This is a genomic window from Christensenella hongkongensis (assembly GCF_000981035.1).
GTDB lineage: Bacteria > Bacillota > Clostridia > Christensenellales > Christensenellaceae > Christensenella > Christensenella hongkongensis.
In genome coordinates this window covers 338,798-355,368 of the sequence record NZ_LAYJ01000112.1, presented here as the reverse complement: position 1 = coordinate 355,368, position 16,571 = coordinate 338,798, and the positions used below count along the sequence as shown (strand labels likewise).

Genomic DNA, 16,571 nt, shown 5'->3' with positions numbered 1-16,571 from the left:
TTATTTTGAAACAACCCAATGATTCGCTTTGCGTTGTTCTTTCACCATATAGGCATAGCGTCCATCATTTGCCATCAATTCATGATGCGTCCCTTGTTCTGAAATTCTTCCTTTATCCAGTACCAATATGTTGTCTGCGCTCATAATTGTATTTAATCTATGCGCTATCACAATAACTGTTTTTCCGCTCATAAGGCGGTCAAGAGCCTTCCCGATCGCGATTTCATTATCCGCGTCCAGGTTTGAAGTAGTTTCATCCAGCAGTACGATTGAAGCATCCTTGATAAACGCCCGTGCAATGGAGATACGCTGTTTTTCTCCCCCGGAAAGAGTGCTGCCGCCTTCTCCGACCATCGTTTGGTAGCCGCTTGGTAATTCCATAATGAATGAATGGCATTGCGCTGCTTTCGCGGCCTCAATTACCTGTTCGTCCGTGGCATCCGGCTTTCCAACCCGAATATTATTTGCAATCGTATCGTTTAGTAAATAGACGTCCTGGAATACAACCGCCATGTGTTCTGTAAGACCATCCGGTGATATTTTCCTAATATCTGTGCCTCCAATCCTGATTTGACCTTCCGTAACATCCCAAAAACGTGAAACGAGACTGGCAATCGTCGTTTTACCGCTTCCGGACGGGCCGATCAGTGCAGTTGTCGTTCCTTGCCGCGCCAAAAAACTAATATTCTTTATAACATCCGTGTTCCCCGTGTAAGAAAAGGACACGTTCTCAAATTCAATATCATAATTTTCTAAAGCGGTATTTTCGTTTTGAAATGGCAATGGTTGTTCATCCATAACGGAAATAATATTATCAGCAGATTTATTCAAAAATTTCATCTCCGGATATAAAGTTCCTAACGTTATCATCATATTTGCTATGGATATCGCAACCATGATCAGCGCCACAATATTGACGGATTCCATTCCGCCTTTCCAAAAGACTGTCCCAATTACAAGAGCAATCGGAATAATCAGTGATGTTAAGAGCGAAAACACTGTTGAGAACGGCATAATTGCCAATTCCATTTTTATGGATTCTTTTTTCAGCTTGATATAACTGTCGTCCAGACGTTCAAATTTATCACCTGTCATATTATATAGCCGAAAAGTTCTCATGCCGGAAATATATTCTACAATGCGCGAAATAACGCCATTGACCGCTTTGCGGTAATTATCGCTTTTATTTTTTGCTACTTTTCCGCCTCTGTCTATAATGGGCAAAGAAATCAATATAACGGCTGCCACAATGAACGCAAAACGCCAGTCAATAAAAAAAGCGAATACGAATGCCAATCCTGTAAAGAATATAATTTTGAAAAAGCTGGAAAGTGATTTTGTCAGCACCTGTTCAAAATCGGAAATATCCGTAGTAAGGATGCTTGTTAGTTTTCCTATACTATTTTGGTTAAAATAACCTAAATTTACTTTGCGGATATGGTTACCAAGCCTTAGCCGCAGATCGGCTGTAATCTCTGCGCCTTTGTATTGTGTTTGCGTATAACTGATTGCCGAAAGGATGGCGCGGGCAGCAAATAAAGCAATGAGTATTATGCTGTAAAGCATTAAATGATCTAATGTAAATGTTCCGGTAATCAGTTCAATCATTGTACCGATCATGATTCCGAACATCCCCATGTGCAAAATGGAGTCGACACAAGACATGATGATAACAGGTACTAAAGTTTTTGCCCGGTTTCCTGCAATTTTTTTGATTGCCTGTATTAGCTGGTTCATGAAACTACCTCCTGTTTGTCCTGTGTATAGGCTTGCCACATCTTGCTATATTGCCCTCCTTGTTTTAACAATTCAAAATGTGTTCCCTTTTCTATGATATGCCCTTTTTCAAAGACACAAATTTGATCGGCTTGAATGATTGTATGCAGACGATGCGCTATCATAATCGTCGTTTTGCCTCGAAGTAATTCCGCGAGTGCAAGTTGTATTTTGTATTCGTTTTCAATATCCGTATAACTTGTAGCTTCATCGAATACAATAATTGGAGCATTTTTCAGGATCGCACGGGCTATACAAATTCTTTGTTTCTCACCGCCGCTCATTTTTACTCCTTCTTCTCCAATTCTTGTTTGATAGCCATTGGGTAACGACAATATAAAATCATGTATCTGCGCTGCCTTTGCAGCTTCTTCAATATCATCTTTTGAAGCATTTGGCTTTCCAATCGCTATATTTTCATAAATCGTATCATCAAGCATAAACGTTTCTTGAAATACGAATGAAACAAGCTGCATTAAATTCTCATTTTTCAATTCCTTGATATTGGTGTCACTGATAGAAATACTGCCATTCGTTACTTCCCAGAATTTTGGAATAAGCTGCGCTGCGGTCGTTTTCCCAGCTCCGGAAGCTCCTACAAATGCAGTTAGACTCCCGGCCGGCATATCAATATCAATATGATGTAGTACCTCTGCCGCTCCATAGGAGAACGAAACATCATTAAAAGTAAGTGTCTGCGCCTTTGCCTGAGCCAGTTTTTTTGTTCCCTCACTTTCACAGGGGATATCCATAATCTGCTTTATCCGGGCGGTGCCCGACATTACTTGATTGAATGTTTGTGCAAAACTAAGCAAATTTAATAAACTGGACAAAAAGACCATGCTCATAATCATAAAGAAAATGTAAGTTGCTAACGGAAGCGTACCTTGTGCATACAGCAATCCACCAATAGGCAATACAAATACAATACCGCTTTCCACCAGTGCGACAAATAATCCGTAGGTATAACCCTGGTCTTTACTGCATTGTTTCCAGAAAGAGCAATAGTCCGTTACTGCATCAGAATATTCCTTATATGATTTAGTTGTCATATTAAAAATTTTCATAATCGGCATCCCGTTTATAAATTGCATAATCGCAGAGTTTAATTTTCCAAGTAAATGATGATATTGCGTCATCCGCCTCCCGGTTATTTTTACAGCAGCAAATTGAATGACCGCTCCAATAATAACGGGTGTAAGCATACAAAATGCCATTGGGATATTGAGGGAAAGCAGATAAATAAACATAATGACAGGCGCTACAATCGCTCCAATAAGATCAGGAATTTGATGTGCCATAAATTTCTCAATTCGTTCCACATCTTCAATGACAACCTTTTTAATTTCTCCAGTGGTATGACTATCAAAAAAGCCTAAATTGATTTTAGAGATATGTTTGCTTAATCTGGAGCGAACGGAATATAATGTGTTAAACGCACCAATATGGGAAAGGCTTAATGCAATAACCATAAAAATAAACTTACCTGCAAGTGCAAGCGCAGCGATAACTGCGTAGTGTATTGCAATCTCAATACTCCCATTACCAGTTACCAAAAACATGATAATTTGATATGCCATAATGAATGGGATAAATGAACACAGTCCAGAAAGTATGCTGAATATCATACTGCCATAAAGCGGTCTTGTATTTTTTCCCGCAAGTGCAAAGATATATTTTGCACCACGCTTATCGTTTATCTGTTTCATTCTGCCTCCTTAACCAAACGTGAATTAGCACACGCTAACTTCATTGTATTTTTTACTCCGCTCTTTAGCGGAGTATTTATTGAGCTATTCCATTATCAGCTTTTGCCAACCGCCTGTAAAAAACTTAGATATCCTGCCAGCCTGTTCAACCGCTTTGTCACGCGGGACATTATGTATCAGCATTTCAAATACGCATGACATTTGCGCGTTGATTAAGATATGTAAATCATCCCTCGTTACCATATTGACACGATATCCCTTCTTTTGTGCCGCCTCCAGATATCGTTGAGTTAAATCTACATTTTTTTCTACTAATTGATTGGTAAAATCTTCAAATGGCGTTTGCTCTGAAGCCATAATCAAAATACGGAAAATATCAAAGTATTGATATGCGTATTCTATCATTCCCTTAATCGAATCAGAAGAGGATTCCCACATGGCCTCTACTCCAGATTGATCGAGCTGTTCAAGATATCCGTCGCCAACTAAATCGTACTGCTCTAAAAAGGCCTTGCACACTGGGGAAACAAGTGCCGCAAACAAATCATCCTTATCTTTGAAATGCCGATAAAGCGCACCTGTTGTAAGGCCAGCCCCAGCCGCGATCTGGCGTAAGGATGCTCCGGTAAAACCATGTTCTGAAAATTCCTTTTTGGCGCTTTTGAGGATGTTTTCATGTGTTTTATCATATTCTGAAATCAATATAGCTTCCTCCCGATAACGTTGTTATCATGATAACAACGTTATCATACATTATCTTAATACTTATTGTCAAGCCAAAATTAAAAATGTTTGACGCAAAATATCGTGTAACTTCTTATGTAACGAACCAATTTTTTAGAATGTTAGTCCATATTTTGAGCTTTACACAGACAGGCAAAAAAAGCCGGCAGGATAATCCTGCCGGCTTTTCATTTGCCTGTCCTCATGCAATCTTCACTTTCATCCACGCATCTTCATACATCCGCAGGATGCTTTTGTCGAGATATTCATAATACTCGCACTTTTCAAGATCCTCTTTTGGCGGATTAAACGCATAATTATCCAGCATTTCCGGATCCACAAGTTCAAGGGCCGCATCCTCCGGCGTCGAATAACCGGTATATTCCGCATTGATCGCCGCGATATCCGGGCGCATCATAAAATCGATAAAGCGCAAAGACTCGTCGTACACATCCGTGGTATTCAGGATACACAGCCCGTCCACAAAGATGTTCGCCCCTTCCTTGGGGATCACATACTCAAGGTCCGGATTATCGATCATGGAATATGCCGCGTCGCCCGCATACATTGGCGCGAGCGCAGCGCTGCCGCTCACCATGGTCATACGCAAATCGTCCGTTCCATAAGCAAGCACAAGGGGTTTTTGCTCTACCAGCAGCTCCGCAGCCTCGTCAAGCTCCTGCTGATTTTGGGTATTGATACTGTATCCAAGCTTAATCAGCGCTACTCCAACGCTGTCGCGGATGCTGTCGTACATCAAAATCTGCTTTTCGTATTTGGGATCAAACAACACATCCCAGCTGTCCGGCTCCCCATCCACCATTTTACTGTTATACAGGATGCCGAACGTTCCCCACGTATACGGAAGGGAATAATCTCCATTTGGATCATAGGTGCATGTGCTTGCAAAATCCTCTATGTATTGATAATTTTCCATTTTGGAATGATCGAGCTTTGCAAGCCGGTCCTCGAGCATCAGCCGCTGGATCATATATTCCGACGGAACGACCACGTCAATCTGCGTCCCTTCGGTAGTAGCGATCACATACATTTCTTCGTTGGACGGAACCGTGGTCATATTGATCTTGATATCAGGGTTTTCTTCTTCAAACATCGGAATGACCTGCGGATCGATATAGTCCCCCCAGTTCAGGAAATGCACGACCTTTCGTCCGTCCGCACCTCCCTCGTTTTCCGTACAGCCCGCAAGCGGAATGATAAGCAGCAGCGCTGCCAATATAACAAGTACAATTTTTTTCATCATTTTCTATCCATTCTATCAGCGAAATTCCTCCAGCTGCGGAGTCCTTTTTGTCTTTTTGATCGACCTCAGATTAATAACAAGCAACAGTACGATCACCACTACAAACATAATGGCGGACAACGCGTTGATCATAGGGTTGATGCCCACGCGCGCCATACTGTAAATATACGTGGAGAGGTTTTGTATTGCGCCCTGCGACGTAAAGAAGCTGATCATAAAGTCGTCGAAGGACATCGTGAACGCAAGCAAGAAGCCGGTTACGATTCCCGGCATAATCTGCGGCAATATCACCTTCCTGACCGCGTATGCCGGCTTTGCGCCCATATCAAGCGCGGCCTCGTAGGTCCCCTGGTCCATTTGCCGCAGCTTGGGCAGCACGGAAAAAATAACGTACGGGATATCAAAGGTGATATGCGCCAGCAGCATTGTCCAATATCCACGGGGGATATTGAGGAAAATAAACAGCAGCAGCAGCGAGATACCCGTCACGATCTCTGCGTTGACCATGGGGATATAAGTGATATTCACCATTACATTCCTGCTCTTTTTCCGAAAATTATCCATGCCGATCGCCGCAAGCGTACCAATCAGCGTCGCCGCGACTGCCGCAATAATCGCAATGGACACGGTTACCCATATCGCCTCGGCAATCGTCGGATCCGAGAAAAGCTGTTCGTACCAATGAAGGGAAAAGCCCGTCCACTTTGCCATGGATTTTGAACCGTTGAAGGAAAAGATGATGAGGGCCGCGATTGGCAGGTACATAAAGACCAGAATAATCGCCAGGTAAAACCGTTTTAAAAATTTCAGCATAAGCCACCTCCGCGCAAATGTGCCAAATGGCAGGTCACATCAGCGCCCCTCCTTCCCCTTCTTTGTCGTAGCGGCGCAGCAGCCACATGAAGATGATTGTAAGGATCATCATAACTACGGCAAGCGCCGAACCGAAATTCCATTCCGACAGCAATAAAAACTGCATTTCTATCAGGTCGCCATACATCATGAAATGGCTCCCTCCAAGAAGCCGTGTGATCACAAAGGTCGTCATTGCGGGCATAAATACCATAGTGACACCGGAAATAATCCCGCCCTTGGAAAGGGGCAGCGTAACCCGCCAAAAGGTTTGCCACTTATTTGCCCCCAAATCCTGAGCTGCCTGGATGCAGGACGTATCCATTTTCTGGAAAATGGAATAGATCGGCAGGATCATAAACGGCAGGAAATTATACACAAGCCCGAAAATGATCGCGCCTTCCGTATACAAAAACTGCACCGGCTCGAATCCAAGCGCCATGAGCCCCTGGTTGATGATTCCCGCGTTGTCCAGCAGCGCCCGCCACGCATAGGTTCGCAGCAGGAAGTTCATCCACATCGGCAGGATAAACAGCACTGAAACCAGCGCCGCGATATTCGATTTCATTTTGGCCATCAGGTACGCCGCCGGATAACCGATCAGCAGGCAAACCGCCGTCGCCAAAAATGCCATCCATACGCTGCGCCAGAAAACCGTCATATAAAGCGGCGAAAACGCCCGTTCCAAATTTTCCAGAGTCAGCACCATAACGCCGCCCGATCCTGTTGCGGTAAAGGCGTAAAGCAATATCAAAATCAGAGGGGCAATCGTAAAAATGGCGATCCACGCTACGTACGGCAACGCAAATACCCTGCGTGTGCCCACGAGCTCATGCGCCCTTCCCCGCCTCATCTTGCGGCCTCCACAACATCGTCAATGCGCATCTTGTCGTACTGGCTTACTTCCATCACATGGATATCATCCGGCTCGAGCGTAAAGCCCACTCGTTCATCCGTTCCAAAATAATCAGTAGAATGCACCAGCCACTCAAAGCCGTTATCACCGTTGATACGGATTTCATAATGAACGCCCATAAAGATGATAGACGAAACCGTCCCTGTGATCATGTCATCCGTAATATTTTTCGTAATATTGATATCCTCCGGACGTACCACCACCTGAACCGGTTCGTTTTCGTTAAAGCCGCGATCCAGACATACAAAATCATTATCAGCAAAGTGTACGTAATAGTCCCTGATCATGATGCCGCTGATGATATTGGATTCACCAATGAAATCCGCGACAAACGAATTTTTCGGTTCGTTGTAAATCTGCTCCGGCGTGCCAAGCTGCTGGATGACGCCGTCATTCATGACCGCAATGGCGTCACTCATCGTAAGCGCCTCTTCCTGGTCGTGCGTCACGTAAACAAAGGTGATGCCAAGTGATTTTTGCATCCGCTTGAGCTCCAACTGCATCTCCTGCCGGAACTTCAGGTCGAGCGCGCCAAGCGGTTCGTCGAGAAGCAGTACCTCCGGTTCGTTCACAAGCGCCCGGGCAATCGCCACACGCTGCTGCTGCCCGCCTGAAAGCTTCGCAATATCCCTGTCCCCGTAGCCTGAAAGACCTACAAGGCGCAGCATATCGCTTACCTTGCTTTTGATTGTATTTTTATCCATTTTTTTAATTTTGAGTCCGAACGCGATATTGTCAAATACATTCAAATGCGGGAACAAAGCGTATTTCTGGAATACTGTATTCACGCGCCGCTTATATGGCGGAAGTCCCTTGATGCTCTCGCCGAACAAATGGATGTCTCCGCGCGTAGGCTCCTCAAAACCCGCGATCATCCGAAGCAGCGTCGTTTTCCCGCAGCCGGACGGTCCCAACAGCGTCAGGAATTCGTTTTGCTTGATATACAAATTGATATTCGAGAGCACTTCCACTCCGTCAAATTCCTTAAATACGCCCAAAAAATCAATGATGTGTTCCGACATGGCAATTTTTCCTTCCCGTTACTTATTTAAAAATTTGGCGGCGTGGATACCCACAATATCTCCGCGTCTTTTTTCCCGTTGTTTTCGATCCGGTGCGGCACATTCGTTTTAAAATAAAAGCTGCCGCCCTTCCTGATTTTATGTTTCTTCATTCCAAGGACGAGCGTAACCGCGCCGCAAAGCACATAACCAAATTCCTCGCCCTCGTGCGGATGGTCTTCCTCCGTAGAGCAGCCCGCCTTCAGGCGCAGCAGAATCGGCTCCATCATATTTTTCTGCGCGTTGGGCACCAGCCACAAAATGCTCTTGTCGTCGTCTGTTTTCTCAAACAGGTCTGCCTGTGCAAAAGCGACCTTTTCCTCCTCACGTTCATTGAAAAACTCCGGAAGGTCTGTTCCAAGGCATTCCAGAATATCGGTCAGCGTCGCGATGGATGGCGAGGTAAGGTCCCGTTCCAACTGCGATATAAATCCTTTGGAAAGCTCTGCCCTGTCCGCAAGCTCGCTTTGCGTAAGCCCCAGCCTTTGCCTGCGCGCTTTTATTTTTTCTCCTATATTCATATACGTTTCCTTTTCCGGAATAACAGTTAAATAAACATTTTGTTTATTATTATTAAACCAATATTCGCAAATAATATTTAACCATAACCAACCGGCGCTGTCAACAAAAATCCTTTCCTGCTAAAACATTCCTCACTGTTTTCACAGTATTACTATTGCAATTTCTTAGTAAAACAGAGCCAAAAGTTTAGTATTACTATATAATAAAGAAAGTTTTTTCTAATTTTTTGTTTCAAAAAAAATTGTCCTGAAATGGTAAAAATCCGTTCAGCTTATCATAAGCTGAACGGATTTTTACTGGTTGTGTCGTGCAAATCTATTTGAAAGCGGTCACGCCGCATTATTCTCCTCAAAATCGTCTATCCCTGAAATGATCGCCGCAACAATTTTATTCTGATAGCCGTCCTGCTGCAGCATTTGTTCCTCCTCCGGATTAGAGAAAAATCCACACTCTACAATAACACTGGGTTGATTACCCGGCCTGAGAAGTTGATAATCACCTTCGCCAATCTCCCGCGGCTCTTCCACGTCAAGCTGCGTATTCATTTCCTGCTGGATACATTGTGCAAGCTTTTTACCCCGTGCGTTTGGCTCCCTGTAAAAAACCTGCGGCCCTTTAACGCTTTGCCCCTTATCATAAAAATTCTGATGAATGCTGATGAACATATCTGCATTGGATTCGCTGATGATATCTTCGCGCTTTTTCATGTCCTCCGCCTTGGTGGGAGCGATCATTCCGTCGTCCGTACGCGTCATGATTACGTTGATCCCTTTTGCTTCCAGCTCTTTTTGCAATTTCTTCGCGATTTCAAGGTTTACCTCTTTTTCCATCCTTCGTGTCAGTACGCCGAACGTCCCAAAGTCGTCGCCGCCGTGTCCTGCATCTACGATTACCTTTGTACGCCCGTCGTCAAGGGCCGTTACATTCCCCTGCGCCTGCCCGGCAGGCGCCGTTTGCTCTGCTGCCGCACCGGCGTCCACGGCTTTCGTGACCGCCGCGGGAATCAGCTTTGCGCCCGCGCATATGCCAATGACGACAATCAGAATCACTACAATAAATTTTGCAAACCGTTTTGTCAGCCGCCTGCTTCTCCTGCGTGCTGCTACAATCTGTCTCATAACCCAATCTCCTTATGCTGCCATTTGAGAATCCGCAATAAAAATTGACCTTGTAATGATCTTACAAGGTCAAAGCATACTTTTCTCATCGGTTTTGCATCATTTTTGTAATCTTTTCTATAAATCTGAAGGTTTCAGCATAACGGTATATAAAAGTCCTGAATTGGTAGACATTTCCAGTATCACCTGATAATCCGCTTCATTGGTCGCAAAAATCAAATCCTCGTTCCCGCCAAGGCTGCTGCCCCCGGCAACATCTGTTACCTCCAGTCCGTGCGCTTCCGCAAAAACGCCTGTTTTTTCTTTCGCTGTCTTTTTGTTGTCCCATTTGGACAATTCCTTATCGGCGCTGCTTCCCTCACAACGTATCTCCGCCATGTAAATCAAGCCCTCTTCATCGTCCATCACAAAATAATACCAATCTCCTGACGCCCTGTCGCTCGCATATATTGCCCAAAAGTAAAATGTCGTGCCTGATACGGTTGGATCGAGCATCGTCTCAAAATTGACGCTTTCAATCGCGAGGTCTTTCGCATTTTTAGGGAAACCCGGGAACGCCCCCTTATCACCCAGGTTATCGATCGCCCGGCGCGCCGCTTTTTTGGCTTCTTCCTGGTTCATTTTACTGTCCGCAGGTGCATAGCCCGGATTCTCCACCTTTACATTTTGATATCCGTAATCGCCATAGCCTGCGCTTTCAGCGCTCTCCTTGCCATACAACGTATCTATTTGCGGTTGAAAAACCCCGGCCTGAAGCATCGCTGTATACAGCACCCGCACCTTCTGGTATTTGGTCGCCTTGTATTCATAGGTCTCCGCCGTATGCGTATCCTTTTTCACGATACCCAAAAAGGATTTATCGCTGTTTTTTGCCAGCACCGGCGGGACGACCGCGCTTGCAACCACGACGCTAACAGCAATGATCACTGTCAGGATATACTTAACGATGGTTTTCATACCCGTTTTTGCCTCCTCGCCCTTCTGACGCGTACGCACACGATCGTTCCTGTTCCAACAATGCTGCGAAATTCCAGGCGCGAGCCGTGCATCCTTGCAATCTTATCTCCAAGCGCAAGCCCCAGCCCCGCGCCGTTCTGGGCGCGCGCGCGGCTTTTATCCACCATATAAAACGCTTCCGTAATCTTCCTGATTTCTTCCGGCGGAATTCCCCTGCCGTGATCCTTGACGCAAAAAACGTAATCCCTTCCGTCTATCTTTCCCAGAAGTTCGATTACTCCCCCCTCCTGCGAAGCCTTGCGGGCGTTGTCGATCAGGTTTACAAGCAGCGTTTTAAAAAGATCCGGCTCAATCAGCACGATGCTGTTTTGCGCCGCCGCCCGCAGCGTCATTTGGTTTTTCTCCATAACAGGCTGCATCAGCCCTGCAATTTCCTCGATCAGCAGCCGCGGGTTTACCCTGCGGCGCTCAAAATCCTGCCGGTTTAAAACCATAAGCTCCAACAGTTTTAAGGATAACGCCTCCAGGCGTTTTCCTTCGTTAAAAATGTAATTGGCAGAAACAAACATTTCCTCAGGTTCCATTTGCTTTGAACGCAGCATATCCGCGTATCCGATAATCGACGTAAGCGGCGTTTTCAGTTCGTGTGCAAAACTGGCGACAAAATCCTCACGCTGCCGCGCCGTATTTTCCAGCGCATAAATTTTGTCCTCAAGCGCGTCTGTCATCAAGTTGAAATCCCGCGTAAATTCACCGATTTCATCGTTGCCTGTAACCTTCATGCGCTCGTTATAATTTCCCTCCGCAATCCTGCGCGTCGTGGCTGAAAGCCTGCGCAGCGGGCGTGTGAGCAGCATGGAAACCACGAGCATCACAAGCGAGCTCACTACAAGGATGATGATATTAAGTCTCGTATAGATTTCAAATTGTTTTTCGCGTTCGGTAAAAATTTTTGAAATGTTTCTTGTCGTTTCGATGTATACGGTACGCCCCCCCGCGTCTGTGCGGCAGCTGACCGTGATGCGGTAATTTCCGCCTGATTCGCTGATGCGGTAGGCTCGCGCCCCGTCCGTATCTGTAATGAGCTCCTGATCCGGCTTCCGCCCCGCATTGCTAAAGATAATGTTCCCTTCTTCGCTTACAAGCGCAAGGCCCCGCCGGTCTCCGTCGCCAAGCTGCGCGGCAATATTGGTTACCGCCTCGTCCGTAAGCCGCGAGCCGCCGCTCACATAACTCGTGCTCGCGCTTTCGTAAGCGAGCTTCATCAGCAGGTTCTCCTCAAGCGCGCGGTCTGTTTCACGTTCCAGTGATGTTTCAAATGAAGACGTAATCAAAATATAACCGCCAACCGCAAATGCGACAGCAATCATAATGATCGTCGACAAAAACACCTTCCACGCAAATTTCATCCTATAGTTCCAACCTGTATCCTACCTTATAGACTGCAACGATGGTCTTTTCCCAGCCAAGCTTTTTACGCAGCCGCTGGACATGTAAATCCACCGTGCGCGTATCGCCAAGGTATTCGCTCTGCCATACCCGCTCAAAAATCGTCTCGCGGAAAAGCGCAATGTTCTTATTCCGCACAAACAAAAGAAGCAGCTCGTATTCCTTCATCGTCAAATCGACCTGCCTGCCGTTTTTCATCACACAGCGCGAACGCGTATCGATCTTCACGTCGCCTGCTTCAATATTGTTATCGCTTTTATGATACCGCCGTAGTACCGCCTCTACCCTCGCCAGAAGCTCCACGATTTCAAAGGGCTTTACAATGTAATCATCCGCGCCAAGATGCAGACCTTTTACCCTATCCGCAACGTCGTTTTTGGCTGTAATAAAAATAACCGGCGTTCCCGTCGGACGCACGTATTCCATCAGCTCATATCCGCTTACCTTTGGGAGCATGATATCGAGCAGTATCAGGTCGTAACGGTTTTGTTCGATCATATCCGCCGCTGTCATCCCGTCATTTGCGACATGGCAATGATAGCCGCTTTCCGTCAGATTTACAGAAATCAAATTAGAAATCGGAAGTTCATCTTCCACAATCAATATATTAATCATACGATACCCACCTTGTCATGCGCTTTCATATATTGCAAAAGAAAGCCTTTTCTCCGAATTTACAGCGTATTAATTTATGGCGTCGCATGGCTGCGCCGCCGTATGTTCACTGCATAGCAGTTTCTAACAAATGCTTGCTGCGCAACCATTTAGCAACCTGCAATATATTTTTACATTACATCTTTATTGTATCATATTTGCATCATTGTTGCCGTCATGGTTCATAATAAAGTTTGTATCTATCCAAAAAATGCGGACGGCAAATCCCTGAAAAGCATATCGGAGGGCTTTGGCCTGCATTCCTGATAATCCGTACAAAAAAGAAGACCTTACAGGTCTTCTTCCAAATAAGATTGATTCAATTCATTCAGCTCATTTTTGATCTCTTCCATCCTGCGGTGAATCTCGATACGCGTCAAGGGAGATGGGTTTTTTGTTTCCAAATCGTTTGTCATTCGCAGGTGAATCCATCCAAGCTTACGCCATGCGCTGCGCAGACCGGCCTTCACCTTCAGGAAATCTTCCGGCGTCAAATATTCCCCGGGCGCGGCCTTCCTTGTATTGGACCACCTGTCCTTATGAGGCTCTTCCATCTGCTTTCCTCACTGCTTCTCGCCGCAGTTTGAGCAATAATTATCGCCAACGTGGTTTTTCTGGCCGCAGCCTTTGCACTCTTTTGTAGACTGGGCGCAGTTGATTGCCACCTCAATCTGCTGGAGTTCGGTATAAATCTGCTTGATTTCCTTGCCGACCTCAGCCATGTCTCCCCTGAGCCGGCCTTTTGTATAGGCCATCTCCCCGAGCTTTTTATATGCGTCCTCCAGCTCTTTTTGTTTTGCCGTCTTTTGGTTGTTGAGCTTTGCAACCTCCATAAATTCCCTGGATTTGCTTGCAACCGTGCTGCCAAACGCCATCAGGCCTTCCTTTGCCTTTGACGCAGCTTTTACAGCCGCTTCGCCCACTGCCTGCCCTGCGTCCTTGGTCGCCTTTGCGGCCTTCTCGCTTGCAGCTTTTGCAGTTTTAGCCGCTTTCTCGCCTGCTTCCTTTACGGTTTTTGCAGCCGTTGTATCTTTTACCGTTTTCGTAGCCATTTTTACATCCCTCTCTTTTCATTTTGATCTGCCCCGCCGCACATGGAACGCTTTAAATCCGTGGAAACGATCAACAATGCCGCTTCAGATGCTTCGTTTGCTAATTGCGCAACTTCCCTCGCAACCTTTGCCGCCCCCCGCGCCGCCAAAACGACAGCGTTTCTGTTTTCTTCATTTTTATCCGCCTCGTATTCCATGAGCCTCTTTGCAATTTCATTCACAGCCTGCTGTGCCTGCTGTGCGCTTGATTGTGCGGAAAGCGCGGCGGCCTGCGCCCTTTTCAAGTAAAATTCCTTACTTTTTTCACGGGCCTGCTCCAAAAAATCATCCATACCCATTCTCTCGCTTATCTATGAGATCATCATGCTTTTAATATACACCGGAAACAAAAAAATAAACCGTATTCAGCGCGATCACGCTACCATTTCCAGCGCAGGTCTGCAAAGCAAAAACGCTTGTTGACTCATGTGATTCACGCGATTTGCAGTAGGCCTATGCCGCAATCAAAAAACGCAGCGCTTACGGCTGCGTTTTTTGATTGCATATTCTGTAAAACTATTTCATTTCTACTTCTGCGCCAGCTTCTTTGAGGGAAGCAACAAGCTTCTCTGCATCATCTTTGCCCATAGCTTCCTTGATTGTGGAAGGAGCGCCGTCAACCAGCTCTTTTGCTTCCTTGAGGCCAAGGCCCGTAGCTTCTCTTACAGCTTTGATTACTTTGATCTTCTCTGCGCCTGCAGCCTTCAGAACTACGTCGAATTCTGTTTTCTCTTCTGCAGCGGCAGCTTCGCCAGCCGGAGCGGCAGCAGCAACTGCAACCGGAGCGGCAGCGCTTACGCCAAATGTTTCTTCGATTTCCTTAACGAGCTCAGAAAGCTCAAGAACGTTCATTTCTTTGATTGCATCAAGAATCTGTTTGTTATCCATTATTATAATCCTCCGAATTTTTACTCATTATTCTGCGGCTCTATGCCGCGCTATTCATTATTCCTGCCTCAGGCTGTTTCAGCCCTGTTTTTGATCTACAACCGCTTTGAGCGCACATGCAAGCCCTCTCGGGATTGCCGAAAGCGCCATAGCAAAGTTTGTGATCGGCGCATTCAGGCTGCCCAGCATCTTTGCAATAAGCTCGTCCTTGGAAGGGAGCTTTGAAAGGTTCTGAATCTCGTCAGCGCCCATTGCCTTGCCATCCAGGATTCCGCCTTTGATCTCCGTCTTTTTAGCGTCCTTTACAAACTTGCAAAGGATCTTTGCCGGAGCAACCGGATCTTCGTAGCCAAACGCCACTGCCGTCGGCCCTTTGAAGTAATCGTCCACGCCTTCGATGTTCAGCTCTTCCGCAGCGCGCTTGAGCATATTGTTTTTGATGACCTTATACTCTACGCCCACTTCGCGGAATTTGCTCCGCAGATCGGAAACCTCAGCAACCGTAAGTCCTCTGTAATCCAGTACAACGACGCTCTGCGCACGCTTCATTTTATCCACAACGTCTGCAACCGCCGCCTGTTTTAACTGTAGCTTTGCTTCTTTCAAATCATTTCACCTCCGTCGCTGCGTCCTGATTGAAATAAAAAATGCCCTTATCCAAGCCATGAAGACCTAATAAGAGCAACAAAGTTCCTAAAAAATCAACCTCGTCAGGATTTCATACGATTAAGCGAAACGCTCCTGAGTCTATGGCTTTTGTGCATCATTCATTTTTACGCAAGAATTACTATACCATGTATCCTGTCCTCTGTCAACAGTTTGTTGCCCTAATTAAGCTCGTCGAGCGACAATGAATAGCCCGGTAAAAAGTGCTCCATAAAATATTCCACCTCAGGAAGCTCCATTCGAACCACAGCTTCCTCTGTGCGCGCACACGCCTTTTCAAACTCTTTGTTTCCGCTTTTCAGCTCTTCCATACACTTAATATATGCACTCAGCCTGTCGGCAGCCTTCACAAGCTGCCTTACCTCTTCATCTTCCTCCTGTAATACATAAGGAGCGATAGAAGGGCGCATTTCCTCTGGCAGCATGGAAACAAGCGTTTCTTCCGCATGGCGCTCGATTTTCTTGTAGGACTGCATGATGTTTTCATCAAAATATTTGATGGGAGTGGGCAGGTCGCCTGTAATTACCTCTCCGGCCTCATGATAAACCGCAGCGGCAAGCACATCCTTCTCGCTCACGTTTCCGTTGAAATACGCATTCCTGATCACGCACAGCGCGTGTGCAATCAGCGCCACCGTAAAGGTATGCTCCGCAACGTTTTCCTCCATATTATTACGCATGAGCCCCCACCGTTTGATGTGCTTCAGGCGCGACATATAAGCATAAAAACTCTTTTTCATACAAACACCTTGACTTTTCTTTTCGCTTAGTGCTACTATCATACCATAAAAGTACATACACTGCTAGGGGAGCTACGGCTGAGAAATTGAAACCCTCTGAACCGGTCACGGTAATTCGTGCGCAGGAAAGCGGAAATTGAACCAATTCGAATTTTAACTCCCGCAGCTGTGCGGGAGTTTTTCTT

At 45.9% G+C, this 16,571-nt stretch carries 18 protein-coding genes and 1 other annotated feature; all 18 genes read right to left on the bottom strand.

Translation table 11 applies throughout. The features are described from left to right. The 18 genes from CHK_RS11725 to yfbR all read right to left on the bottom strand — a co-directional run bounded on the left by CHK_RS11725 (nt 1) and on the right by yfbR (nt 16,386). Complete coding sequence (locus CHK_RS11725; RefSeq protein WP_235843819.1) at nt 1-1,776, bottom strand: ABC transporter ATP-binding protein; 1,776 nt, start codon at nt 1,774-1,776, stop codon at nt 1-3. Next, nucleotides 1,734-3,485 (bottom strand): ABC transporter ATP-binding protein, encoded by a 1,752-nt coding sequence (locus CHK_RS11720; protein ID WP_046444220.1) that lies wholly within the window; start codon nt 3,483-3,485, stop codon nt 1,734-1,736. The genes CHK_RS11725 and CHK_RS11720 overlap by 43 nt, the downstream gene beginning before the upstream one ends. Before the next feature lie 84 nt (nt 3,486-3,569). Further along, a complete protein-coding gene (locus CHK_RS11715) occupies nt 3,570-4,187 on the bottom strand; it encodes a TetR/AcrR family transcriptional regulator (RefSeq protein ID WP_046444219.1) in 618 nt (205 codons plus the stop codon). Between the two features lie 223 nt (nt 4,188-4,410). Beyond that, nucleotides 4,411-5,469, bottom strand: coding sequence for an ABC transporter substrate-binding protein (locus CHK_RS11710; protein WP_046444317.1), 1,059 nt, complete (start codon nt 5,467-5,469; stop codon nt 4,411-4,413). 18 nt (nt 5,470-5,487) lie between these two features. Beyond that, the gene (locus CHK_RS11705) at nt 5,488-6,285 is read right to left on the bottom strand and encodes an ABC transporter permease (protein ID WP_046444218.1); all 798 of its coding nucleotides are present in this window, start codon (nt 6,283-6,285) and stop codon (nt 5,488-5,490) included. A 34-nt stretch (nt 6,286-6,319) separates the two neighbouring features. Then, on the bottom strand, nt 6,320-7,177 hold the full coding sequence (locus CHK_RS11700) for an ABC transporter permease (protein ID WP_046444217.1): 858 nt from the start codon (nt 7,175-7,177) through the stop codon (nt 6,320-6,322). Next, on the bottom strand, nt 7,174-8,262 hold the full coding sequence (locus CHK_RS11695; protein ID WP_046444216.1) for an ABC transporter ATP-binding protein: 1,089 nt from the start codon (nt 8,260-8,262) through the stop codon (nt 7,174-7,176). The genes CHK_RS11700 and CHK_RS11695 overlap by 4 nt, the downstream gene beginning before the upstream one ends. Nucleotides 8,263-8,288: 26 nt before the next feature. After that, nucleotides 8,289-8,822 (bottom strand): cupin domain-containing protein, encoded by a 534-nt coding sequence (locus tag CHK_RS11690; protein ID WP_046444215.1) that lies wholly within the window; start codon nt 8,820-8,822, stop codon nt 8,289-8,291. Between the two features lie 330 nt (nt 8,823-9,152). Then, nucleotides 9,153-9,941: an N-acetylmuramoyl-L-alanine amidase gene (locus CHK_RS11685; protein ID WP_052740550.1), complete on the bottom strand. Its 789-nt coding sequence runs from the start codon at nt 9,939-9,941 to the stop codon at nt 9,153-9,155. Nucleotides 9,942-10,058: 117 nt separating this feature from the next. Beyond that, complete coding sequence (locus CHK_RS11680; RefSeq protein ID WP_046444214.1) at nt 10,059-10,898, bottom strand: hypothetical protein; 840 nt, start codon at nt 10,896-10,898, stop codon at nt 10,059-10,061. Next, nucleotides 10,895-12,307 (bottom strand): sensor histidine kinase, encoded by a 1,413-nt coding sequence (locus CHK_RS11675; protein ID WP_046444213.1) that lies wholly within the window; start codon nt 12,305-12,307, stop codon nt 10,895-10,897. Before CHK_RS11675 ends, CHK_RS11680 begins: the two co-directional genes overlap by 4 nt. Before the next feature lies 1 nt (nt 12,308). Next, entirely contained in the window at nt 12,309-12,962 is a 654-nt protein-coding gene (locus CHK_RS11670) for a response regulator transcription factor (protein WP_046444212.1), read from the bottom strand. Nucleotides 12,963-13,291: 329 nt separating this feature from the next. Then, on the bottom strand, nt 13,292-13,555 hold the full coding sequence (locus CHK_RS11665; RefSeq protein ID WP_046444211.1) for a hypothetical protein: 264 nt from the start codon (nt 13,553-13,555) through the stop codon (nt 13,292-13,294). 9 nt (nt 13,556-13,564) lie between these two features. Then, the gene (locus tag CHK_RS11660; RefSeq protein ID WP_046444210.1) at nt 13,565-14,053 is read right to left on the bottom strand and encodes a hypothetical protein; all 489 of its coding nucleotides are present in this window, start codon (nt 14,051-14,053) and stop codon (nt 13,565-13,567) included. A gap of 2 nt (nt 14,054-14,055) precedes the next feature. Next, nucleotides 14,056-14,385: a hypothetical protein gene (locus CHK_RS11655; protein WP_046444209.1), complete on the bottom strand. Its 330-nt coding sequence runs from the start codon at nt 14,383-14,385 to the stop codon at nt 14,056-14,058. Between the two features lie 223 nt (nt 14,386-14,608). Next, nucleotides 14,609-14,980, bottom strand: coding sequence for a 50S ribosomal protein L7/L12 (gene rplL / locus CHK_RS11650; protein ID WP_046444208.1), 372 nt, complete (start codon nt 14,978-14,980; stop codon nt 14,609-14,611). Between the two features lie 78 nt (nt 14,981-15,058). Beyond that, complete coding sequence (rplJ, locus tag CHK_RS11645) at nt 15,059-15,586, bottom strand: 50S ribosomal protein L10 (protein ID WP_046444207.1); 528 nt, start codon at nt 15,584-15,586, stop codon at nt 15,059-15,061. A gap of 28 nt (nt 15,587-15,614) precedes the next feature. Beyond that, nucleotides 15,615-15,751, bottom strand: a sequence feature (ribosomal protein L10 leader region). A 56-nt stretch (nt 15,752-15,807) separates the two neighbouring features. Next, the gene (yfbR, locus tag CHK_RS11640) at nt 15,808-16,386 is read right to left on the bottom strand and encodes a 5'-deoxynucleotidase (protein ID WP_046444206.1); all 579 of its coding nucleotides are present in this window, start codon (nt 16,384-16,386) and stop codon (nt 15,808-15,810) included. Nucleotides 16,387-16,571: the final 185 nt, after the last annotated feature.

Excerpts from the sequence above, each read along its gene's own strand:
- CHK_RS11675 (WP_046444213.1), bottom strand. The coding sequence starts at position 12,307 with ATGAAATTTGCGTGGAAGGTGTTTTTGTCGACGATCATTATGATTGCT.
- CHK_RS11665 (WP_046444211.1), bottom strand. The coding sequence starts at position 13,555 with ATGGAAGAGCCTCATAAGGACAGGTGGTCCAATACAAGGAAGGCCGCG.
- CHK_RS11655 (WP_046444209.1), bottom strand. The coding sequence starts at position 14,385 with ATGGATGATTTTTTGGAGCAGGCCCGTGAAAAAAGTAAGGAATTTTAC.
- rplL (WP_046444208.1), bottom strand. The coding sequence starts at position 14,980 with ATGGATAACAAACAGATTCTTGATGCAATCAAAGAAATGAACGTTCTT.
- CHK_RS11670 (WP_046444212.1), bottom strand. The coding sequence starts at position 12,962 with ATGATTAATATATTGATTGTGGAAGATGAACTTCCGATTTCTAATTTG.
- CHK_RS11700 (WP_046444217.1), bottom strand. The coding sequence starts at position 7,177 with ATGAGGCGGGGAAGGGCGCATGAGCTCGTGGGCACACGCAGGGTATTT.
- CHK_RS11685 (WP_052740550.1), bottom strand. The coding sequence starts at position 9,941 with ATGAGACAGATTGTAGCAGCACGCAGGAGAAGCAGGCGGCTGACAAAA.
- CHK_RS11660 (WP_046444210.1), bottom strand. The coding sequence starts at position 14,053 with ATGGCTACGAAAACGGTAAAAGATACAACGGCTGCAAAAACCGTAAAG.
- CHK_RS11680 (WP_046444214.1), bottom strand. The coding sequence starts at position 10,898 with ATGAAAACCATCGTTAAGTATATCCTGACAGTGATCATTGCTGTTAGC.
- CHK_RS11695 (WP_046444216.1), bottom strand. The coding sequence starts at position 8,262 with ATGTCGGAACACATCATTGATTTTTTGGGCGTATTTAAGGAATTTGAC.
- yfbR (WP_046444206.1), bottom strand. The coding sequence starts at position 16,386 with ATGAAAAAGAGTTTTTATGCTTATATGTCGCGCCTGAAGCACATCAAA.
- CHK_RS11720 (WP_046444220.1), bottom strand. The coding sequence starts at position 3,485 with ATGAAACAGATAAACGATAAGCGTGGTGCAAAATATATCTTTGCACTT.
- CHK_RS11690 (WP_046444215.1), bottom strand. The coding sequence starts at position 8,822 with ATGAATATAGGAGAAAAAATAAAAGCGCGCAGGCAAAGGCTGGGGCTT.
- CHK_RS11710 (WP_046444317.1), bottom strand. The coding sequence starts at position 5,469 with ATGAAAAAAATTGTACTTGTTATATTGGCAGCGCTGCTGCTTATCATT.
- CHK_RS11705 (WP_046444218.1), bottom strand. The coding sequence starts at position 6,285 with ATGCTGAAATTTTTAAAACGGTTTTACCTGGCGATTATTCTGGTCTTT.